22 protein-coding genes are annotated in these 19,107 nt (G+C 66.7%); 12 read left to right on the top strand and 10 right to left on the bottom strand.

Going from position 1 to position 19,107, the window contains the following annotated elements; all coding sequences use genetic code 11:
- Window positions 1-2: 2 nt before the first annotated feature.
- The 3 genes from ACTIFS_RS14680 to pyrH are packed head-to-tail and all read right to left on the bottom strand — an operon-like array spanning window position 3 to window position 2,136.
- Window positions 3-785: an isoprenyl transferase gene (locus tag ACTIFS_RS14680; RefSeq protein ID WP_439575034.1), complete on the bottom strand. Its 783-nt coding sequence runs from the start codon at window positions 783-785 to the stop codon at window positions 3-5.
- A 22-nt stretch (window positions 786-807) separates the two neighbouring features.
- On the bottom strand, window positions 808-1,374 hold the full coding sequence (gene frr, locus ACTIFS_RS14675) for a ribosome recycling factor (protein WP_439574862.1): 567 nt from the start codon (window positions 1,372-1,374) through the stop codon (window positions 808-810).
- Between the two features lie 45 nt (window positions 1,375-1,419).
- Window positions 1,420-2,136: a UMP kinase gene (gene pyrH / locus ACTIFS_RS14670; protein WP_439574861.1), complete on the bottom strand. Its 717-nt coding sequence runs from the start codon at window positions 2,134-2,136 to the stop codon at window positions 1,420-1,422.
- 180 nt (window positions 2,137-2,316) lie between these two features.
- Here pyrH and ACTIFS_RS14665 point away from each other — a divergent pair, with 180 nt between their 5' ends.
- Window positions 2,317-3,069 (top strand): SDR family NAD(P)-dependent oxidoreductase, encoded by a 753-nt coding sequence (locus tag ACTIFS_RS14665; protein WP_439574860.1) that lies wholly within the window; start codon window positions 2,317-2,319, stop codon window positions 3,067-3,069.
- A gap of 4 nt (window positions 3,070-3,073) precedes the next feature.
- Entirely contained in the window at window positions 3,074-3,715 is a 642-nt protein-coding gene (locus ACTIFS_RS14660; protein WP_439574859.1) for a 2-hydroxychromene-2-carboxylate isomerase, read from the top strand.
- 66 nt (window positions 3,716-3,781) lie between these two features.
- Here the strand turns inward: ACTIFS_RS14660 and tsf are convergent, their stop codons facing one another.
- Both tsf and ACTIFS_RS14650 read right to left on the bottom strand, forming a co-directional pair.
- Window positions 3,782-4,705, bottom strand: coding sequence for a translation elongation factor Ts (gene tsf, locus ACTIFS_RS14655; protein WP_439574858.1), 924 nt, complete (start codon window positions 4,703-4,705; stop codon window positions 3,782-3,784).
- A gap of 130 nt (window positions 4,706-4,835) precedes the next feature.
- The gene (locus ACTIFS_RS14650) at window positions 4,836-5,831 is read right to left on the bottom strand and encodes a 30S ribosomal protein S2 (RefSeq protein WP_439574857.1); all 996 of its coding nucleotides are present in this window, start codon (window positions 5,829-5,831) and stop codon (window positions 4,836-4,838) included.
- A gap of 213 nt (window positions 5,832-6,044) precedes the next feature.
- Between ACTIFS_RS14650 and ACTIFS_RS14645 the strand changes: the two genes are divergently transcribed.
- Window positions 6,045-6,413 carry a nuclear transport factor 2 family protein gene (locus ACTIFS_RS14645; RefSeq protein WP_439574856.1) on the top strand — a complete coding sequence of 123 codons (369 nt, stop codon included), beginning with the start codon at window positions 6,045-6,047 and terminating at the stop codon, window positions 6,411-6,413.
- Here ACTIFS_RS14645 and ACTIFS_RS14640 read toward each other — a convergent pair.
- Entirely contained in the window at window positions 6,410-7,093 is a 684-nt protein-coding gene (locus ACTIFS_RS14640) for an HAD hydrolase-like protein (RefSeq protein ID WP_439574855.1), read from the bottom strand. The two genes, ACTIFS_RS14645 and ACTIFS_RS14640, sit on opposite strands and share 4 nt — an antisense overlap.
- Window positions 7,094-7,223: 130 nt before the next feature.
- Here ACTIFS_RS14640 and ACTIFS_RS14635 point away from each other — a divergent pair, with 130 nt between their 5' ends.
- Together ACTIFS_RS14635 and ACTIFS_RS14630 are read left to right on the top strand one after the other, a co-directional pair.
- Window positions 7,224-7,775 carry an MOSC domain-containing protein gene (locus tag ACTIFS_RS14635; RefSeq protein WP_439574854.1) on the top strand — a complete coding sequence of 184 codons (552 nt, stop codon included), beginning with the start codon at window positions 7,224-7,226 and terminating at the stop codon, window positions 7,773-7,775.
- Window positions 7,776-7,918: 143 nt separating this feature from the next.
- Window positions 7,919-8,539, top strand: a complete 621-nt coding sequence (locus ACTIFS_RS14630; protein WP_439574853.1) for a pyridoxamine 5'-phosphate oxidase family protein — start codon at window positions 7,919-7,921, stop codon at window positions 8,537-8,539.
- A gap of 53 nt (window positions 8,540-8,592) precedes the next feature.
- Here the strand turns inward: ACTIFS_RS14630 and ACTIFS_RS14625 are convergent, their stop codons facing one another.
- The 4 genes from ACTIFS_RS14625 to ACTIFS_RS14610 form a co-directional block, all read right to left on the bottom strand.
- Window positions 8,593-8,943, bottom strand: a complete 351-nt coding sequence (locus tag ACTIFS_RS14625) for a hypothetical protein (RefSeq protein WP_439574852.1) — start codon at window positions 8,941-8,943, stop codon at window positions 8,593-8,595.
- Between the two features lie 5 nt (window positions 8,944-8,948).
- Entirely contained in the window at window positions 8,949-9,260 is a 312-nt protein-coding gene (locus tag ACTIFS_RS14620) for a hypothetical protein (protein ID WP_439574851.1), read from the bottom strand.
- A 128-nt stretch (window positions 9,261-9,388) separates the two neighbouring features.
- On the bottom strand, window positions 9,389-11,392 hold the full coding sequence (locus tag ACTIFS_RS14615; protein ID WP_439574850.1) for a sodium:solute symporter family protein: 2,004 nt from the start codon (window positions 11,390-11,392) through the stop codon (window positions 9,389-9,391).
- Between the two features lie 13 nt (window positions 11,393-11,405).
- On the bottom strand, window positions 11,406-11,660 hold the full coding sequence (locus ACTIFS_RS14610; protein ID WP_439574849.1) for a DUF4212 domain-containing protein: 255 nt from the start codon (window positions 11,658-11,660) through the stop codon (window positions 11,406-11,408).
- A gap of 403 nt (window positions 11,661-12,063) precedes the next feature.
- On the opposite strand from ACTIFS_RS14610, the gene ACTIFS_RS14605 reads away from it, so the two are divergent.
- The 7 genes from ACTIFS_RS14605 (at window position 12,064) to ACTIFS_RS14575 (ending at window position 19,107) form a co-directional block, all read left to right on the top strand.
- Window positions 12,064-12,435, top strand: coding sequence for a hypothetical protein (locus tag ACTIFS_RS14605; RefSeq protein WP_439574848.1), 372 nt, complete (start codon window positions 12,064-12,066; stop codon window positions 12,433-12,435).
- A gap of 88 nt (window positions 12,436-12,523) precedes the next feature.
- The gene (locus ACTIFS_RS14600) at window positions 12,524-13,351 is read left to right on the top strand and encodes a sugar phosphate isomerase/epimerase family protein (protein ID WP_439574847.1); all 828 of its coding nucleotides are present in this window, start codon (window positions 12,524-12,526) and stop codon (window positions 13,349-13,351) included.
- Window positions 13,352-13,490: 139 nt separating this feature from the next.
- Window positions 13,491-15,128 (top strand): ABC transporter substrate-binding protein, encoded by a 1,638-nt coding sequence (locus tag ACTIFS_RS14595; RefSeq protein WP_439574846.1) that lies wholly within the window; start codon window positions 13,491-13,493, stop codon window positions 15,126-15,128.
- A 154-nt stretch (window positions 15,129-15,282) separates the two neighbouring features.
- On the top strand, window positions 15,283-16,311 hold the full coding sequence (locus tag ACTIFS_RS14590; RefSeq protein WP_439574845.1) for an ABC transporter ATP-binding protein: 1,029 nt from the start codon (window positions 15,283-15,285) through the stop codon (window positions 16,309-16,311).
- Window positions 16,308-17,297 (top strand): ABC transporter ATP-binding protein, encoded by a 990-nt coding sequence (locus tag ACTIFS_RS14585; RefSeq protein WP_439574844.1) that lies wholly within the window; start codon window positions 16,308-16,310, stop codon window positions 17,295-17,297. Before ACTIFS_RS14590 ends, ACTIFS_RS14585 begins: the two co-directional genes overlap by 4 nt.
- Window positions 17,297-18,232, top strand: a complete 936-nt coding sequence (locus tag ACTIFS_RS14580; RefSeq protein WP_439574843.1) for an ABC transporter permease — start codon at window positions 17,297-17,299, stop codon at window positions 18,230-18,232. The genes ACTIFS_RS14585 and ACTIFS_RS14580 overlap by 1 nt, the downstream gene beginning before the upstream one ends.
- Window positions 18,229-19,107 (top strand): ABC transporter permease, encoded by an 879-nt coding sequence (locus ACTIFS_RS14575; protein ID WP_439574842.1) that lies wholly within the window; start codon window positions 18,229-18,231, stop codon window positions 19,105-19,107. The genes ACTIFS_RS14580 and ACTIFS_RS14575 overlap by 4 nt, the downstream gene beginning before the upstream one ends.

Genomic DNA, 19,107 nt, shown 5'->3' with positions numbered 1-19,107 from the left:
GGTCACGCGCCAGCCACGACTGCGGCCACGCCGCCGAAACGGCGCTCCCGCCGGGCATATTCGGCAAGCGCCTCCAGCAACGCTTCGCGGCCATAATCCGGCCAGAGCACAGGCTGGAAGACGAGTTCGGCATAGGCCGACTGCCAGAGCAGGAAATTCGACAGCCGCATCTCGCCGGACGTGCGGATGACGAGGTCGGGATCGGGGATGCCGGCGGTCGACAGCCGGGCGCTGATGGCCTCGGGCGTGATCGAGGCCGGATCGCGGGTGCCCGCCGCAACCTCCATGGCGAGGGTGCGTGCAGCCTCGGCGATTTCCTGGCGGGAGCCGTAGTTGAAGGCGACGATGAGCGTCTGGCCGCGATTGCCTGCGGTCAGGGCTTCCGCCTCGACCAGCAGCGAGCGGATGTCGCGGCTCAGCGAATCGCGGTCGCCGGCAATCCGAACCCTGACCCCGGCCTCATGGAGTTCGGCGAGGTCGTTGCGGATGAAGCGCTTGAGCAGCCCCATCAGCCCGGACACCTCCGTGGCCGGTCGCGACCAGTTCTCCGACGAGAAGGAGTAGACGGTCACGATCTCGATGCCGATGTCGCGTGCGGCCCTCAGCGTGGCCCGCAGCGCCTCGACGCCGCGCCTGTGGCCTTCGAGCCGCGGCAGTCCGCGCGCCTCGGCCCAGCGCCCGTTGCCGTCCATGATGATCGCGACATGCCGGGGAAGAGCGGCGGCGCCCCGCGACGGACCGGGCTGTGCCGCGGCCAGGCCTGCTGCACCGTATCGCTCCGTCATGGTCATGGCGCCCCTGGTCCCGTCAGACCGTCATGATCTCTTTTTCCTTCTGCACAAGCAGATTGTCGATCTCGGCGATGTGCTTGTCGGTTTCCTTCTGGACCTGGTCGGCTGCGCGGGCATGGTCGTCCTCGCTCATCGAATGGTCCTTTTCCTTGGCCTTCAGGACGTCGAGCCCGTCGCGGCGGACGTGGCGCACGGCAACGCGGGCGCCTTCGGCATATTTGTGGGCGACCTTGACCATTTCCTTGCGGCGGTCCTGCGTCAGTTCCGGAATGCGCAGGCGGATGACCTGGCCCTCGGTCTGCGGGTTGAGGCCGAGGCTGGACTCGCGGATCGCCTTTTCCACAGCCTGCACCATCGAGCGGTCCCAGACCTGCACCGAGAGCAGCCGGGGCTCGGGCACGCTGACGGTGGCAACCTGGTTGACGTGCATCGACTGGCCATAGGCGTCGATCGTGATCGGATCGAGCAGGTTCGGCGAGGCGCGGCCGGTCCGCAGCGTGCCCAGTTCATGCTTGAAACTGGCAATGCTGCCCTGCATGCGGCGCGAGATGTCGGCAAGATCGAAGGTCGGGGACGCGGCCATGGCTGAGCCTCTACGAACGATGGGCGGGAAAACCCGCTGGCGCGGTCAGACGGTGACCACAGTGCAACGCCCCTGCCCGGCCAGAACGGCGGCCACGGCGCCGGGAGCGTCGAGGGAGAACACGATTATCGGAAGACCGTTCTCGCGGGCAAGGGCGAAGGCCGCCGTATCCATGACCTTCAGGTCGCGGGCAATGGCCTCTTCTGCCGACAACTGGTCGAAGCGGGTGGCCTTCGGGTCCTTCCGGGGGTCGGCCGAATAGACGCCATCGACATTGGTGGCCTTCAAGACGACCTCGCAGCCGAGCTCGGCCGCCCGCATGACGGCGGTCGTGTCGGTGGTCAGGAGCGGCACGCCGATGCCGCCTCCCAGCACCACGATGCGGCCGGCTTCCAGATGCTCCAGCGCCAGGCGCGGCGTGTAGGTGTCGATGACCTCGGGGGCAGGCTCGGCGGACAGCGCCACGGCGGGATGGCCAAGCGCGCGGATGCGGCCGGCCAGCGCAATGGCGTTCATGACGGTCGCCAGCCTTCCGATGGCATCGGCATCGACGCGCGAGAGGCCGATGCCTGCAATCTGGCGGCCGCGGAAGATGTTGCCGCCGCCCACAACGACGGCCATGCCGGTCCCGGCCTTTGCCGCGGCGATCAGGTCTCCGGCTATGGCGCCCATGACCTTCGCGTCGAAGCCGAAATCCTGGTCTCCCGCCAGGGCCTCGCCGGATACCTTGACCAGCGCGCGGGCGTAGGTGGGCGCCGTCATCCGCTCCCCCGATTCGATACAGCCTGAAAATCCTGTCGGGGGACGGGTTTAGCGGATCGCGCCACAGGCGCAACCTCAACCGCGCTACGTGACCACAGCAGCGGACGGACGGTTCGTGTCGGGGGTGCATCTTGGCACCGTGCAGATACACGCCCTAGACTGACGGTTCGGGAGGTGCCGATGGCAGAGTTGCGCGCAGCGAGTCCCAAGCCAGCGAGCGTCGCCGTGATCGGCGCGGGCGACTTTATCGGCGCGGCCATTGCTCGCCGCTTTGCCGCCGGCGGCTACCACGTCGTCTGCGGCCGCCGCAATGGCGACAAGCTGGTCCCGCTGATCGAGGGCATTGTAGCGGCTGGCGGACAGGCCACCGGCCGGGCGCTCGATGCCCGCGACGAGGCGGACGTCACCGCCTTTCTGGCCGAGGCGGAGGCGACAGCGCCGCTTGCCGCCTGCATCTTCAATGTCGGGGCCAATGTGAACTTCCCCATCGTCGACACCACCGAACGGGTGTTCCGGAAGGTGTGGGAAATGGCCTGCTACTCGGGCTTTCTTGCCGGCCGCGAGGCGGCGCGGCTGATGCTGCCGCGCGCAAGCGGCTCGATCTTCTTCACCGGGGCGACCGCCAGCCTGCGCGGTGGCGCGGGGTTTGCGGCCTTCGCCAGCGCCAAGGCGGGACTGCGCGCCGTCGCCCAGAGCATGGCGCGCGAGCTCGGACCGCAGGGCATTCATGTGGCCCATCTCGTCATCGATGCCGGTGTCGACACCGCCTTCGTCCGCGACCTGCGCCAGAAGCGCACCGGCCGCTCGGATTTTGCTCCCGACGAACTGATGGACCCCGCCTCGATCGCGGAGACATACTGGCACCTGCATCATCAGCCACGCGATGCGTGGACCCATGAACTTGATCTCAGGCCCTTTGGCGAACGCTGGTGAGACCATGACCGACCCCGCCTCCCCGCAAGCCGAGCCGGACCGCACGCCGAAAGCGGTGGAGTTTCATTTCGACTTCGGCAGCCCCAACGCCTATCTGGCCCATCGCGTGCTGCCCGAACTGGCGGCCCGGACGGGGGCCGAGGTCGTCTATGTTCCGGTGCTGCTCGGCGGCATCTTCAAGGCAACGGGCAACCGCTCGCCCTTCGAGGCCTTTGCCGGGGTCAAGGCCAAGATGGACTACGAGCGTATCGAGATCCGCCGGTTCATCGCGCGGCACCGGCTGACCGCCTACAGGCTCAATCCGTTCTTCCCGGTCAATACGCTGATGATGATGCGCGGCGCGGTGGCCGCGCAGATGGACGGCCTGCTTGCGCCCTATGCCGAGACCTGCTTTCGCGCCATGTGGGAAGACGAGAAGAAGATGGACGATCCGGACGTCTTCCGGTCGGTTCTCGACACCGCTGGCCTCGATGGCGGGCGCTTCCTCGAGCGAAGCCAGGACCCCGCCGTCAAGGAGCGGCTTTTGACCAACACGCAGGATTCGGTCGGCCGCGGCACGTTCGGCATCCCGACCTTTTTCGTCGGCCGCGACATCTATTTCGGCAAGGACCGGCTGCGCGATGTCGAAGAGGCGCTGGCGACATGAAAAAGGGGCGGTCGCCCGCCCCTCTTCCGATCCGATGATGAGCCGGCAACCGACCGGCGGCGTGGCTCAGCCCTTCAGGCCGGCCTGAGCCGCAACTTCGGCGGCGAAATCGCTTTCGGCCTTCTCGATCCCCTCGCCGAGCGCAAAACGGGCGAAACCCGTCAGCTTGATCGGCGCGCCGATCTTGCCCTCGGCTTCCTTGAGCGCCTGGGCAACGGTCTTGCCGCCATCGTGGATATAGAGCTGGTCGAGGAGGCAGACCTCCTTGGCATAGGTCTTCAGCCCGGACTCCACGATCTTCGCGAGCACGTTCTCCGGCTTGCCGGCATTCTTCTCGGCCAGAATCGCCTTTTCGCGGGCGACCACAGACGGGTCGAGACCGGCAAAGTCCAGCGCCAGCGGGCTGGCGGCCGCGACATGCATCGCGACCATGCGGCCGAGCGCGGCAAGCTCATCCTTGGCACCGGTCGATTCGAGCGCCACCAGCACGCCGATCTTGCCGAGGCCGGGATCGACGGCATTGTGCATGTAGGTCCCGATCACGCCGTCCGAGACAGCGAGGACGCCGGCGCGGCGCAGCGACATGTTCTCGCCAATCGTCGCCACGGCCGACGACAGGGCGTCGGCCACCGTGCCGGACGAGGTGACGGGAGCTGCCAGGATCGCGGCAACATCGTCGCCGGTCTTGTAGGCGACATGGGCCACCATCTTCACGAGGCCCTGGAACTGCTCGTTGCGGGCGACGAAGTCGGTTTCCGAGTTGACCTCGACAACGGCCGCCCGGGGACCGTCGACCCAGATGCCGACGAGACCCTCGGCCGCCACGCGGCCGGCCTTCTTGGCCGCCTTCGAGAGACCCTTCTTGCGCAAGAGATCGACAGCGGCCTCGATGTCGCCGTTGGTCTCGGCGAGCGCGGCCTTGCAGTCCATCATGCCTGCGCCGGTCATCTCGCGCAGTTCCTTGACCATCTGGGCGGTGATGTTCGCCATGGGTCCTGTCCTTGAAAGCTAAGTGAAAATTGAGACGGGAAACGGCCGGTCCGTGGTGCGGACCGGCCGGAACGCGAAAGCATCAGACGCGCTCACCACGTCAGGGTGACAAGCGCATGACGGGTGGCGATCAGGCCGCCTCGGCCTCGACGAAGCCCTTGGCCTGCTCGATCCAGCCCTGGACGCGGCCCGGCAGGCCGACGGCATCGCCGAATTCCGCCACATCGGCCGGCGTGAAGGCGGCAACCTGCCAGAAGTGGAAGATGCCGAGATCGTTCAGCTGCTTCTCGATGGCAGCGGAGACACCGGCGAGCTTGGTGAGCTCGTCGGCCGGTCCGCGCGGGCCGGCAAGACGCTCGACGCCGGCGGGAGCGGCTTCCGGAACCTCCTCGACGATCGGGGCCTCGGCGGCGCCGAGATCCATGCCGGAGGAGCCCTGCGAACGGGCGAGACCGTCGATGGCCGCGCGGGCGATGAGGTCGCAATAGAGCGTGATGGCGCGGCCGGCGTCGTCATTGCCGGGAATCGGGAAGGTGATGCCGTCCGGATCGCAATTGGTGTCGACGATCGCGGCGACCGGAATGCCCAGGCGACGCGCCTCGAGGATGGCGTTCGCCTCCTTGTTGGTGTCGATCACGAACATCAGGTCCGGCGTGCCGCCCATGTCCTTGATGCCGCCGAGCGCACGCTCCAGCTTGGCCTTCTCGCGCGACAGCGTGAGGGCTTCCTTCTTGGTGTAGCCGGCGCCGCCGCCCGAGAGCTGCTCGTCGAGCCTGCGCAGCCGCGAGATCGACTGCGACACCGTCTTCCAGTTGGTCAGCGTGCCGCCGAGCCAGCGCGAGTTCACGTAGTACTGGGCCGACTTCTTGGCCCCATCGGCGATCGATTCCTGCGCCTGGCGCTTGGTGCCGACGAACAGCACGCGGCCGCCCTTGGCCACCGTGTCGGACACGGCCACCAGCGCGCGGTGCAGCATCGGGACGGTCTGGGCGAGGTCGATGATGTGAATGTTGTTGCGGACGCCGAAGATGAACTGGTTCATCTTCGGGTTCCAGCGATGGGCCTGATGGCCAAAGTGGCAGCCAGCTTCCAAAAGCTGGCGCAGGCTGAAATCGGGCAGCGCCATGGGTCTTCTCCGGTTGTGCCTCCGCGGATATGGCCGGCCCCGCATGGGACCCGTCGCCACCGGAACGGCAAAAGGACATTCGTCCCCAGCCGCGTTTCCGCGTGTGGAATAGCCGGGCCGATACACGATCAGGCCGATGAGTGCAAGGCTGTGGCCCTCTGGTGGCGCAGATGGCCGTTACTCTGGACCGGACAAGCCAAGGAGAATGCGACCATGACGCTGCCGGATCTCATCGCTGGCTATTTCGCCGTCTGGAACGAGGCCGACGCCACGCGGCGTGCGGCACGCCTTGCAGCGATCTGGGCCGACGGGGCGCTTTACTGCGATCCGAGCGTGCATGCAGGCAGTCCGGAGGCGTTCCTGGTCCATATCGCGCAGGTTCGTGAACGGCGCCCCGGAGCGGTGTGGTCGCTTGTCGGCACGCCCGACGCCCATCACGACCTGGTTCGCTTCGCCTGGAACGTGGTCGGTCCGGCAGGCAACGAGATTCGCAGGGGCATCGATGTCCTCGTGCTTTCGGGCAATGGCACGCAGATCTCGCGCGTTTTCGGCTTCTTCGATGACCCGGCGACGGCCGCCTAGCGTCTTGCCGGACGGCCTGTCGCAGCGAGGCGCGCGGCCTGGTCCCGAACCATTGCGGCCAGCTCCTGCGGCCTGTGACAGATCGCGGTCGCCCCGGCCGCGGTCAGTTCCTCGACGCCGCCATAGCCCCAGGCGACACCGATGGAGGCGATGCCGTGCTTCTGGGCTGCGTGGATATCGTGCATCCGGTCGCCGATCATCACGGTCTGTGCCGGATCGATGCCCTGCTCGGCGATGATCTTCGCGATGATGTCGGCCTTGTCGTCGAGGCTGCCGTCGAGGGCTGCGCCATAGACCCTCTCGAACAGCGGGGCATAGCCGAAGCGCTCGACGATGGGCACCGCATAGGGCTCGGGCTTGGCGGTGCAGACGAACATGCGGTCGGACGCGGCGCGGATGGCGGCAACCGCCTCCATCATGCCGTCGTAGAGCGTCAGGTCGTACATGCCGCCCGCGCGGTAATGAATGCGGTAACGCTCGACCGCCGCCTCCGCATCGCTTCCCTCGCCCATGACCTTCGGAAACGACAGCCGCAGGGCCGGCCCAATCACCCAGCCGAGCGCCTCGAAGGGCGGCGGCTCGTGGCCGAGGTCGATGAGAGCCTTTCGGAACGAACCGATGATGCCGGGCGCCGGATCGGTGAGCGTTCCATCGAGGTCGAAGAGCACGGTAAGGGGCATGCGCCTCCTCTATCGTCCCGCCAAGCGCCGGTCCATCGCCGGTAAGGCATGGGCAGGAAGCGGGCGCAGCCGATGACAGACGCGCGCGGATCGGCCACAAGGACGCCGTCTGATGACCGGGAGAAACGACATGGATCAGCCAGAAAAGGCTTGCGTCGTCTCGGTGAGCCTGAACCCGCGCCATGGGTTCTCGAAGACCTGCACCGATTCAGTCCGACTCCTGGCCGGCGAAGGCATCGAGGGCGATGCTCATTGCGGGCGCACCGTGAAACACCGCTCCCGCGTCGCCATCGACCCGGCACAGCCCAATCTCCGGCAGGTTCACCTCATCCATCAGGAACTGTTTGCCGAACTGGCGGCGAAGGGCTTCGACCTCCGCCCCGGCGATATCGGCGAGAACATCCTGACCCGCGGCATCGATCTGCTGGCGCTGCCAACGGGCGCGCGCCTGGCCATCGGCGAAGCAGAGATCGAGGTGACAGGCCTGCGCAATCCGTGCATCCAGCTGGACCGTTTCCGGCCGGGCCTGACGCAGGCCGTGCTGGACCGCGACAGCACGGGCCGGCTCGTCCGCAAGGCCGGAATCATGGCGATTGTCCTGGCAGGTGGCCTGGTGCGCAGGGGCGACGCCATCGCCGTCCATTTGCCGGCCGGCCCACACCGGCCGCTGGAGCGCGTCTGAAGCCCGCGACGCTCGCTGGCACGCATTTCTACTGACCGTTTCTGTATGATGAAACCAGCGCTATCCTGAAGCCTCGCCCGACCCTGCCAGCCGATGAAGGCCGGCGCGGCCGCCTCCGAACCACCACCGGAACGAGGCATGCCATGACCCAGTCCCTGCTCTACCACGAGGGCAATCGCGCCTTTCAGGACGCCTTCGACAGCCGCCGGATCTCCGACCGCCTGGAGGAGAAGCTCTGTCGCACGGCCTTCACTGACGACGACCGCGCCTACATCGAGGGCTCCATCTACTTTTTCATGGCGACTGCCGATGCGGAGGGGCGCCCGGACTGTTCGTTCAAGGGCGGCCCGGCCGGATTCGTGCAGGTGACGGGGACTTCAGAACTCGCCTTCCCGGACTATGACGGCAACGGCATGTTCAAGAGCCTGGGCAATCTCAGGAGCAATCCCCATGTCGGATTGCTGTTCATCGACCTGCACGAGCGACCGCGCCGGTTGCGGGTCAACGGCACGGCGCAGGTGTCACGCGACGATCCGCTTCTCGGGCAGACGCTTGGCGCCCAGCTGATCGTGCGTGTGACGGCCCGGGCGATCTTCCCCAACTGCCCGCGCTACATCCCGAAACTGCAACTGGTCGCGCCCTCCGACTACACGCCGGCTGCCGGCTGCGAGCCGGTCGAGCCCGCATGGAAGGGGTTCGACATGTTCAAGGATGCCATGCACCCGCGCCAGCCGGCCTGGCGCGGCGATCCTCCGCCGGCTTGAGGCCGTCCTGACCGCATTCCGGGCGGTTGGCGCGCCAGCGCCCCGAGCGGCGCCTATCGCCCGCCGAAGAACCCGAGGAAGGTCGGCGCGGCAAAGATCGCGACCCCCGCCAGCCAGATGCCGATCGACACCGGGGTCGACTGCTGCAGGTTGTTGGCCCGCTCGTAGATCGCGGCCGGTATGCCGCCCACCAGCAGGGTGAGCAGCGAGATGAACAGCGAGGTGAAATAGAACAGCAGGATCGGGCTGGTGATGAAAAAGCCGGCGGCAAACGGCCTCATCAGAAAGAAGACCGGGTCGAAGAAGGGCGAGAAGTGCATGCCGTTCAGGAGCGACAGACCGGCAGTAACGATCAGCAGGACATCCCGCTGCATCGTGGCAAGGCGTTCGGCTTCATCTTCCATGGCCGTCAGCCTCCGATCGTCGGGCGCAGGCCCGCGGCTGCAAAGGCCAGGAACACGGCCATGCGAAGCGCCATCAGCCAGATGAAGGCGAAGACGATCAGCAGGCCGCGCGGCACGATCCGCGGTGTGATCACCGCCACGGCATTGACCACCGGATCCGTGACCGTCGTGAACACACGGATCATCACCTTGTCGCTGTTCGCGCCGAAGAACAGCGAGAGGATGTAGCGCCCGATCAGGGTGTACATCAGCGCCGCCAGCACCAGATTGGGCAGGTGGAAATACCAGTGCGCGAAAAACGTATCGGTCGCCGTCATCGATTGCCTGTTCCACCCTGCCGCCGGCCCCTTGCCGGGCCGGTCATTCGTGCTCTCAGATTAGGCGGTTGCGCCCAAAAGAGAAGGGCGGGGGCAAGCCCCGCCCTTCCCGTTTCGTGTGATGGGACTCAGTGAGCCGGCAGTTCGGCGTCCTTGTCGCGCATGATCGTGTCGCCGCGGGGACGACGGGTGGCATCGACCATGTCCATCACCTGCTGCGACGGCGCCGGGGTCATCATCGAGACGATGTAGATCGCCGCGAAGCCGACCGGCAGACCGAACAGGGCAGCCGAGATGTTGCGGACACCGAACCAGGACGCGATGCCCTGGGCATGGGTGTCGAGAGCACGCCAGGCGACGTCCTTCGCCGGACCGGAGGCCGCCATCCAGGCATTCTTCAGTTCGACGAACCGGTCGTGTGCCACCGGAGAGGCGGTCGAGAGCCAGCCCCACATCTCGTAGAAGGTCACCGCGAAGTAGCGGGTTCCGACCAGATAGTAGACGCAGATACCGAAGCCCAGCACCATTCCGGCGATACAGCCCTGGGTGTTGGCCCGCTTCCACCAGATGCCCAGTGTGAGCGCCGGGAAGATGCCGGCTGCCGCGAGCGAGAACGCCCAGGCCACCATGGACAGGATGTCGGCAGGTCGTGTCGAGGCCGTGTAGGCCGCAAGGACCGCCACGATCAGGAGGATGACGCGGGCCACGATGAGCCGCTGCCGCGTCGGCGCGTTCGGGTTGATCATCTTGTAGTAGATGTCGTGCGACAGCGCGTTGGCGATGGCGAGCAGCAGACCGTCTGCCGTCGAGAGCGCCGCGGCGAGGCCGCCGGCCGCAACAAGGCCGGCAATCACATAGGGCATGCCCGCGATCTCGGGGGTCGAGAGCACGATCACGTCCGTGTTGATCGCCAGATCCTGCAGGCGCAGCAGGCCGGGATGACCGGCTATCCTGCCGCAGGCTTCGACGACGGCCTGTGTGGTGGCCGCATCGACGCCGCAGATCTTCACGAGGCCGAGTTTGCCGTAGGTGAAGATCCACGCCGGCAGGGCGGAGAGCTGCGTGCTGTTGTTGATGAGGGTGTAGACCTCCAGCTTTGAGAAGGCGGCGTAGGCCGGCGCCGAGAAGTAGAGGAGGAAGATGAAGAACAGCGACCAGGCCACCGAGCCGCGCGCTTCACGCACCGAGGGGGTGGTGAAGTAGCGCATCAGGATGTGCGGCAGGGACGCCGTGCCCACCATCAGGCAGAGAATGAGGGCGAAGTAGTTGAGCGGGTCGTAATTCGTGAAAGGCTGGACGTGCGGCTTGAGGTTCTGGGCCGCAAGACCCTTCTGCTGCATGCTCTGCTCGAGGTTCGTGATCTCCTGCAGCGCCTGGCCATAGGTCAGCTGCGGCAGGGGAATGCCGAATTTCTTCGCCGACAGGATCACGATCGGGATCAGGTAGGCGACGATCAGGACGATGTACTGAGCGACCTGCGTCCAGGTCACCGCCTTCATACCGCCCAGCATGGAGCAGAGCAGGATGCCGACCAGGCCGACATAGACCGCAACCGTGAAATCCATGTCGAGGAAGCGCGAGGCAATGATGCCGGTGGCGAAGATCTGCGCGGTCACATAGGTGAACGAGCAGGCCATCAGCACCAGAACCGCCAGAACGCGGGCGGTGGAACCGCCGTAGCGCTCGGAGAAGAAGTCCGGGACGGTGTAGGCGCCGAACTTGCGCAGGAACGGAGCGATCAGCACCGCGACCAGCACATAGCCGCCGGTCCAGCCGAGCACGAAGGACAGGCCGTCGTAGCCGAGCAGGAACAGCGTACCGGCCATGCCGACGAAGGAGGCGCCGGACATCCAGTCCGCACCGGTCGCCATGCCGTTGTAGAACGAGGGAACGCGGCGGCCGGCGACATAGTATTCGCCGACTTCGGAGGTCCTGGAGAGGATGCCGATGACGGCATAGACGGCGATCGTCAGGAAGACGAAGCCGTAGCCGATCCACCGGTTGGGGACGCCCATCTGCTCAAGAAGAGCAAGGACGAGAACGAATCCGAAAAATCCGCCCGTGTAGAAGCCGTAAATTCTGCCGAGATTAGAGATGAAATCTCCACCGCCGGCCGGAGCCTGTTGTGCCATGACCGTGTCCCCCTCAGTCTTCCGCCACGCCCTCTTCGCGATCAATGTTGTCCTGCCGCTTGGCATAGATGAACAGCATGATCACGAAGACGAGGAGTGATCCCTGGGCCGCCATGTAGAAGCCCATCGGGAAGCCGAGAATGACGATCTTGTTCAGCGGCCCGGCGAACATGTGGATGACGAAGCCAAAGAAGACCCAGAGGGCCATCATCACCCACATCAATGAACTTGTTCGATTCCAGTACCGGTCTTCTTGTCCGTTGGACATGCCCTTCCCTCCTTGACTCTGGCGCAAGCCGTCTGCGCGAGTTTCCCCCGGGCGAGGATCTTGTTCTTTGAGTTTTTGCGCACAGACCCGTGCGGTCGCCCGATTCCTTGACCCTGCCACGCTAGAGAAGGCGCCAGAGGCGATCCAATTAGACTTTCGCTGAAGATGCGCTGCAGCAAATCCAAGCATTGGATTCTGCCGCTGAATCGGGGTGATTTCAGCTCTTCATCGTTGAAATTGGCCGATTCCGAAACGGCATAGACTATGGTCGATGCCGGTTGCGGGCCTGTCACGTCGACGTGTTCTGTTGCGATGCAATATTCCCGTTCCAAGGCCTTCCCAGCGGCGCTTTTCCGGGGAACACTGAGTTTGATGCAAGGCGCCGGGTTGGTTGAGGCTCGCGATGCGCAACATTCACAATCTCGCCCTGATCGCGACCGCTCGCGGCTGCGGCTTCGGCTCGCTCGCGATCATCACCGCCATGGCCGGCTGTGCGTTCGATTCCGCGCTCGCCCTGAAGGTCGGTGGCTTCGGCTTCACGCTGATGGCGGCCATCCTGCTGCTGAAGGCGGAGATTGCCCGCTGGCAGCCCTACAATCGCACCGAGGTCTGGATCCTGCTGCCCAAGGACCAGCGACCCGACCAGGCCTATGCCCAGCGCGTCATCACCGAGGCCAACCGGGAGGCCTTCCTGCGCTTCGGCCGCTACACGGCGGCGACGGCGATCGGATTGTGGGTCATGCAGATCATCGTCTCGCTCGGCGCGGCGTCCTGACGATTCGCAGCCGTCACATCGCTGTCGCCTGACCGGACGATGACGGGCGGCCTCGCGGCTTGGCCGCGCCAGCCGGATCGGACGACCCATGACCCAGACCCCTTCCCTGCCCGTGCTCGGAGCAGCCCTCCCGCTCGACGGCCTGCGCCAGCATCGCGACTGGATTCTCGACAAGCAGCGCGATCTCGAGATCCAGGACTTCTTCTGGGCCGAGGTGCTCAACGGCGACTGGCGCCCGCTGGCCGAAACCATCCGCAAGGAACTCGACGGCTACAAGGGCCGGCTCGGCATCCACGGCCCGTTCTGGGGTTTCTCCATTGCCTCGATGGACCCGGACGTTCGCGACGTGGTGCGCAAGCGCATGGCGCAGGGCCTCGACGTCTGTGCCGCGCTCGGTGCCACGCAGATGGTCATCCACTCCCCCTACACCACCTGGGATGCGAACAATCTCGACAGCCTGCCCGGTGCCGCCGCCAGCGTGGTGGAGCGGACCCACGACACGCTGCGCGAGGCCGTCCGCCGCGCCGAGGACATGGGCGTGGTGCTCGTCATCGAGAATATCGAGGACAAGGAGCCGCACCAGCGGGTCGCGCTCGCCCGTTCCTTCGACAGCCCGGCTGTGCGGGTCTCGATCGACACGGGCCATGCCAACTACGCTTATGGCTCGACCGGCGCGCCGCCCGTCGACTTCTACGTCACGGCGGCCGGTGAGATGCTCAACCACGTCCACCTCCAGGACACGGACGGTCACGCCGACCGTCACTGGAACCCCGGCGAGGGCAACATTGCCTGGCGGGCGGTCTTTCACGCCTTGCAGCGGATCGACAGCAATCCGCGCCTGATCCTCGAGGTCCGCAACAAGGAGAAGCTGCGCGCCGGCGCGGACTATCTGATCGCGCTCGGCGTGGCGCAGTGACGCGGCCGCGGCCTGTCATCGCCGCGACATCTGCCGGTCATCCCGGCGTTACCCCCGCCGTCTAGTCGGGTGCCGATGGCTGGCCTCCGCAGGTTCGGAGAGCCAGCCGCCTCCCTTTTCCCGATCCGACGGTGACACGATGGCCAAGACCTCCCGACGCAATGTTCTCCTGGCAGGTGGCACGATCCTCGCGGCGCCGTTCGTTCCCAGGATCGTCATGGCACAGGGCGACAGCCGCCCGGCGATCACCATTGCCGTCCAGAAGATCGTCAACTCCAACACGCTCGACGTGCTGCGCGAACAGTCCAATGTCGGCGAGCGCATCTTCTTCACCTCGCTCTGGGAAGGCCTGATCGGCCGCGACTGGCTCGGCAATCTGAGCCCCCGCCCCGGCCTTGCGACGGAGTGGAAGCGGATCGACGACCAGACCGTCGAACTCAAGCTTCGCCAGGGCGTGAAATTCCACAACGGCGACGAGATGACGGCCGAGGACGTGGTCTTCACGTTCTCGCGCGAGCGCATGTTCGGCGACACCCAGCCGAAGAACCGGACGACACTGTCGATCATGGGTGTCATCCCGTCCCCGCGCGCCGGCAAGGAACTGCCCCGCGAGGTTCCCGCGGTTGCCCGCCGCGCCTGGCCGGACCTCGTCCGCGTCGACGCCGTCGACCGCTACACCGTGCGCTTCTACAATGCCACGCCCGACGTGACGCTGGAGGGCCGCCTCGCCCGCTACGGCTCGGACATCATGAGCCGCCGTGGATGGGAAGAGGCCAATTCCTATCTCGATTGGGCCCGCAAGCCGATCACCACCGGTCCCTACAAGGTGGTCGAGTTCCGTCCCGACACCTCGCTCCAGCTGGTGGCGCATGACGAGTACTGGGGCGGCACGCCGCCGCTCCGGTCGATCCGCTTCGTCGAGGTCCCGGAGGTTGCCAGCCGCATCGCTGGCCTGCAGTCCGGCCAGTACCAGTTCGCCTGCGACATCCCGCCCGACCAGATCAGTGAGATCGAGAAGAACGCCGCCTTCGAGGTTCAGGGCGGAACGATCCAGAACCATCGCCTGATCTGCTTCGACAAGAACAATGCCCAGTTGGCCAATCCGCTGGTGCGACGGGCCTTCACCCACGCCATCGATCGCCAGGCGATCGTCGAATCGCTCTGGGCGGGCCGCACCGTCGTCCCCGCAGGCCTGCAGTGGCAGTTCTACGGTGACATGTTCCACGCCGACTGGACGGTGCCGGAGTACAACCCGACCCTGGCGCGCGACCTGCTCCGCCAGGCAGGCTACAAGGGCGACCCGATCGTCTATCGCCTGCTGAGCAACTACTACACCAACCAGAACGCCACGGCCCAGGTGATGACCGAGATGTGGCGCTCGGTCGGCCTCAACGTGCAGATCAACACGGTGGAGAACTGGAGCCAGATCATGGCGCGGGGTCCGCAGCGTGCCGTGCGTGACTGGTCGAACTCGGCCCCGTTCAACGATCCGGTCTCCTCGCTCGTCAACCAGCACGGCCCGAACGGCCAGCAGCAGCAGATCGGCGAATGGACCAATGCCGAAATGAACCAGCTCTGCGAGGTGCTTGAAACCTCCACTGACCGCGCGCGCCGGCGCCAGGCCTTCCGGCGCATGCTGGAAATCTGCGAGCGCGAGGACCCCGCCTACACGGTCCTTCACCAGAACGCGACGTTCACGGCCAAGCCGAAGTCAATCCAGTGGAAGGCGGCCCCGGCCTTCGCCATGGACTTTCGCCCCGGCAATTTCGGCGCGTGACGCAGCAAATCTCGCCGGCGGGCCCAGTGCCCGCCGGTGTTTTCATTCTGCCTGGGACAGATCAGACGATGCAGTACCTTCCACCTGCCGCCGCCCGCCGTTTCGGTTTGACGGCCGCCGGAGCCGGCCCTGTCGCGGATAGGGTCTGACCGGGATGGCCAATGTCCCCTCACCGGCCTCGGGCCGCGAGCCGCTCGTCCGCATTCGCGACCTGACCGTCTCCTTCGCCGGCGTTCCGGCCCTGCGCGGCGTCGATCTCGACGTCGCCCGTGGCGAGGCTGTCGGCCTGGTCGGCGAATCCGGATCGGGCAAATCGGTCACCTGGCTCGCAGCTCTTGGCCTGCTTCCAGGCAAGGCCCGCATTTCCGGAAGCGCCCGCCTGGAGGGACGCGAACTGCTGGGCGCGCCAGCGGCCGATCTCGACCGCGTGCGAGGAGGCCGCATCGCGATGATCTTCCAGGATCCGGCGAGCGCGCTCAATCCCGTCCTCAAGGTCGGCCGCCAGATCAGCGAGGCCCTGGCGCTGCACACCGATCTTTCGGGCGCGAGCCTCAGGGCCGAAGCGCGCCGGCTGATGGAACTGGTCGGCATTCCGGATGTCGCCCGCCGGATCGACGCCTTCCCGCACGAGTTTTCCGGCGGCCAGAACCAGCGGATCATGATCGCCATGGCGCTCGCCGGGCGACCGGACCTGCTGGTCGCCGATGAGCCGACAACGGCGCTCGATGTGACGATCCAGGCGCAGATCCTCGAACTCATCAGTGCGATCCGGCGCGAGACGGGAATGGCCATCGTGCTGATCAGCCACGATCTGGGAGTGATCGCCGAGACCTGCGAGCGCGTCGCGGTCATGTATGCCGGCCGGATCGTCGAGACAGCGCCGGCGGGCGCCCTGTTTGCCGAGGGTCCATGGCATCCCTATGCGCGCGGCCTGCTCGGCTCCCTTCCGCCGCTGGCGGGGCCGCGCCGGCGCCTGACGTCCATTCCAGGCGTTGTCCCCGATCCACGGGCCCTGCCCCCGGGCTGTGCCTTCTCACCCCGCTGCGAACTGGCTACCGAGGCGTGCCGGCACGAGGACCCGCTGCTGACGCCGCTCGGTAACGGCCATAGCGCTGCCTGCGTCCTGCTTCGCCGGCCGGTGGAGACCCATGCGCCGCGGGCTGCCCGGACGGTGACGGCATGACGGCCGAGCTTGTTCGTGCCCAGGGGCTGGCGCGGGTCTATCACAGCCGCCGCGGCCTGTTCGGACAGGCCGTCGGGGTCCGCGCGGTGGACAGTGTGAGCCTGACGATCCGGCCCGGCGAGACGCTTGGCGTGGTCGGCGAATCCGGGTCCGGCAAATCGACACTCGGCCGGATGGTGCTCGGGCTGGAGGTGCCGGACGAAGGCTCCGTCACCTTTGCGGGGCAACCTGTTCCGCCGATCCGGTCGGCGGCCTGGCGGCAGTCGCGGTCGCGCATGCAGATGATCTACCAGGACCCGCTCGGAGCACTCGACCGCCGGCTCCCGGTCATCGAGCAGGTTCGCGAACCGCTCGATATCCACGAAGGCGCGGCGCGCAGCGAGCGGCAGGAAAGGGCTGTTCGCATGCTGGAGCGCGTCGGGCTGTCGGCCCGCCAGGGCAGTCGCTATCCGCACGAACTGTCCGGCGGCCAGCGCCAGCGGGTGGTGCTCGCCCGGGCGCTGATGACGCGACCCGACTTCCTCGTCTGCGACGAGCCGGTCTCCGCGCTCGACGTCTCGATCCAGGCGCAGGTGGTCAACCTGCTGATCGACCTGCAGGCCGACCTCGGCCTCGCCATGCTGTTCATCAGCCACGACCTGCGCGTGGTGCGCCAGATCAGTGGGCGGATCGCGGTCATGTATCTGGGCCGTTTCGTCGAGGAGGGCGACGCCGACGACCTCTTCGCCGAGCCGCTGCATCCCTATACGCGGGCCCTCGTTTCGGCGGCCCCGTCGCCTGGCCGGCGCGCCGAGCGCATCGTCCTGTCCGGCGAGCCGCCCAATCCGGCTGATCGTCCGCAGGGCTGCGCATTCCACCCGCGCTGCCCGCTGGCCGCCGCGCGCTGCCGCACCGAGGCGCCGAGGCTGGTGGCCGTCGACGGAACCCGGCGGGTTGCCTGCCATCTGGTCGAACCTGCGGCCGGAACCGCCCGAAAGGCCGCCTGATGCTCCGCTTTACAGCCCTGCGCCTCGGTCGCGCGCTGATCACGATCGTGCTGGTCGTCACCTTCGCATTCGTCGTGCTGCGCCTGTCCGGCGATCCGGCCCTGATCATTCTGGGGCCGGAAGCGCCGCCGGAGGCGATCGCCGCATTCCGCAAGTCCTGGGGCCTCGATGACCCCCTGTGGCAGCAATATATCAGCTATTTCTACGCGATCGCGCAGGGTGAACTCGGCCGGTCGATGCGCGATGGCCGCGCCGCCGTCGAACTGGTCGCCGAGCGCATCCCGGCAACGCTGGCGCTGACCATCCCGGCGTTGATGCTCAAGCTGCTCATCGGCATTCCGGCCGGAATCCTCGCAGCCCTGCACCGCGGCAGCTTCGCCGACCGGGCGATCATGCTCCTGTCGGTTGCCGGCTTCACCGTGCCGAGCTTCGTTCTCGGCCTGGTGCTGGTGCTGATCTTCGCCGTGCAACTCGGCTGGCTGCCCTCCGGGGGGCAGGACAGCTGGAAACACGCCATCCTGCCGGTGGTGACACTCGGGATCGGCGGCGCGGCCGTCCTTGCCCGTTTCACCCGCAGCGCCATGCTTGAAGTGCTGGGCCAGCCCTATGTGCGCACGGCGAGTGCCAAGGGCGTGCCCTGGCGGGACGTGGTGGTCGGCCATGCCCTGCCCAATGCCGCGATCCCGACCGTGACCATCATCGGCTTCATGGTCGGCTCGCTGATCGCCGGCGCGGTGGTGGTGGAGAGCGTGTTCTCGTGGCCGGGGGTCGGGCGCCTGCTGGTCGTGGCCGTAGCAAACCGTGACCTTGCCGTCGTCCAGTGCATCTTGCTGCTCGTCGCGGCCACCATGGTGGCCGCCAACCTTACCGTTGATTTCCTTTACGGCTTTCTCGATCCGCGGCTGCGCCAGACCGCCGGCAGGAGCGGATCATGACCGACGGCACCTTCGACAAGGTCGCCATCGCGGAGGGCACCGACCCGACCTGGCGCCGGCGCATGGCAAGCGTGCCGCTGCTGGTCTGGTTCGCCGTCCTGTGGATTGCCGCCATGATCCTGGTCGCGCTCGCCGCCGACTGGATCGCACCCTATTCCTACACCACGCCGAACCTGCGCAACCGGCTGGTGCCGCCGGGGACCGCGCCACACTGGCTCGGCACCGACGAACTCGGCCGTGACGTGCTGTCACGACTGATCGTCTCGATCCGCATCTCGCTGATGATCGCCTTCGGCGCGACGATCATCTCGGCCGTGCTCGGCACCACGCTGGGTTTCGTCGCCGCCTATTTTCGCGGGGTAGCCGAGCAGGCGGTGCTCATGCTGGCCGACTTCCAGGCGGCCATGCCGTTTCTCATTCTGGCCCTGTCCGTGCTCGCCTTCTTCGGCAATTCGCTGGCCCTGCTCATCGGCCTGATGGGCCTGTTCGGCTGGGAACGCTATGCCCGCATCGCCCGCGGCCTAGCCGTCTCGGCCAGCGCCCAGGGCTATGCCTCGGCCGTCACGCAGCTTGGCGCCTCCCCCGGCCGCGTGTACCTGAAGCACATCCTGCCGAATATCGCCTCCACGCTGATCGTCTCGATGACGCTTGTCTTCCCCGAGGTGATCCTGCTGGAGAGCGGGCTGTCCTTCCTCGGGCTCGGCGTCCAGCCGCCCATGACCAGCCTCGGCAACATGGTCGGGTTCGGGCGTGAATACATCACACGGGCCCCCTGGATCATGCTGGCGCCCGCCCTGACCATCGTGCTGACCACGCTCGCCGTCTCGCTGCTCGGCGACTGGCTGCGCGATCGGCTGGACCCGACCCTGAGGTGA

Origin of the sequence: Phreatobacter sp. (assembly GCF_051860605.1) — a bacterium.
Lineage (GTDB): Bacteria > Pseudomonadota > Alphaproteobacteria > Rhizobiales > Phreatobacteraceae > Phreatobacter.
Note: the sequence above shows the minus strand (reverse complement) of the source record. Positions and strands in the feature narration are given on the sequence as shown.

What these genes read in the sequence shown, in the direction of transcription:
- ACTIFS_RS14650 (WP_439574857.1), bottom strand. Translation starts at nt 5,831, where the DNA reads ATGGCGCTGCCCGATTTCAGCCTGCGCCAGCTTTTGGAAGCTGGCTGC.
- ACTIFS_RS14590 (WP_439574845.1), top strand. Translation starts at nt 15,283, where the DNA reads ATGGCCAATGTCCCCTCACCGGCCTCGGGCCGCGAGCCGCTCGTCCGC.
- pyrH (WP_439574861.1), bottom strand. Translation starts at nt 2,136, where the DNA reads ATGACGGCGCCCACCTACGCCCGCGCGCTGGTCAAGGTATCCGGCGAG.
- ACTIFS_RS14600 (WP_439574847.1), top strand. Translation starts at nt 12,524, where the DNA reads ATGACCCAGACCCCTTCCCTGCCCGTGCTCGGAGCAGCCCTCCCGCTC.
- ACTIFS_RS14640 (WP_439574855.1), bottom strand. Translation starts at nt 7,093, where the DNA reads ATGCCCCTTACCGTGCTCTTCGACCTCGATGGAACGCTCACCGATCCG.
- ACTIFS_RS14660 (WP_439574859.1), top strand. Translation starts at nt 3,074, where the DNA reads ATGACCGACCCCGCCTCCCCGCAAGCCGAGCCGGACCGCACGCCGAAA.
- ACTIFS_RS14595 (WP_439574846.1), top strand. Translation starts at nt 13,491, where the DNA reads ATGGCCAAGACCTCCCGACGCAATGTTCTCCTGGCAGGTGGCACGATC.
- ACTIFS_RS14605 (WP_439574848.1), top strand. Translation starts at nt 12,064, where the DNA reads ATGCGCAACATTCACAATCTCGCCCTGATCGCGACCGCTCGCGGCTGC.
- ACTIFS_RS14625 (WP_439574852.1), bottom strand. Translation starts at nt 8,943, where the DNA reads ATGGAAGATGAAGCCGAACGCCTTGCCACGATGCAGCGGGATGTCCTG.
- ACTIFS_RS14665 (WP_439574860.1), top strand. Translation starts at nt 2,317, where the DNA reads ATGGCAGAGTTGCGCGCAGCGAGTCCCAAGCCAGCGAGCGTCGCCGTG.
- ACTIFS_RS14610 (WP_439574849.1), bottom strand. Translation starts at nt 11,660, where the DNA reads ATGTCCAACGGACAAGAAGACCGGTACTGGAATCGAACAAGTTCATTG.
- ACTIFS_RS14615 (WP_439574850.1), bottom strand. Translation starts at nt 11,392, where the DNA reads ATGGCACAACAGGCTCCGGCCGGCGGTGGAGATTTCATCTCTAATCTC.
- ACTIFS_RS14575 (WP_439574842.1), top strand. Translation starts at nt 18,229, where the DNA reads ATGACCGACGGCACCTTCGACAAGGTCGCCATCGCGGAGGGCACCGAC.
- tsf (WP_439574858.1), bottom strand. Translation starts at nt 4,705, where the DNA reads ATGGCGAACATCACCGCCCAGATGGTCAAGGAACTGCGCGAGATGACC.
- ACTIFS_RS14580 (WP_439574843.1), top strand. Translation starts at nt 17,297, where the DNA reads ATGCTCCGCTTTACAGCCCTGCGCCTCGGTCGCGCGCTGATCACGATC.
- frr (WP_439574862.1), bottom strand. Translation starts at nt 1,374, where the DNA reads ATGGCCGCGTCCCCGACCTTCGATCTTGCCGACATCTCGCGCCGCATG.
- ACTIFS_RS14585 (WP_439574844.1), top strand. Translation starts at nt 16,308, where the DNA reads ATGACGGCCGAGCTTGTTCGTGCCCAGGGGCTGGCGCGGGTCTATCAC.
- ACTIFS_RS14620 (WP_439574851.1), bottom strand. Translation starts at nt 9,260, where the DNA reads ATGACGGCGACCGATACGTTTTTCGCGCACTGGTATTTCCACCTGCCC.
- ACTIFS_RS14630 (WP_439574853.1), top strand. Translation starts at nt 7,919, where the DNA reads ATGACCCAGTCCCTGCTCTACCACGAGGGCAATCGCGCCTTTCAGGAC.
- ACTIFS_RS14635 (WP_439574854.1), top strand. Translation starts at nt 7,224, where the DNA reads ATGGATCAGCCAGAAAAGGCTTGCGTCGTCTCGGTGAGCCTGAACCCG.
- ACTIFS_RS14645 (WP_439574856.1), top strand. Translation starts at nt 6,045, where the DNA reads ATGACGCTGCCGGATCTCATCGCTGGCTATTTCGCCGTCTGGAACGAG.
- ACTIFS_RS14680 (WP_439575034.1), bottom strand. Translation starts at nt 785, where the DNA reads ATGACGGAGCGATACGGTGCAGCAGGCCTGGCCGCGGCACAGCCCGGT.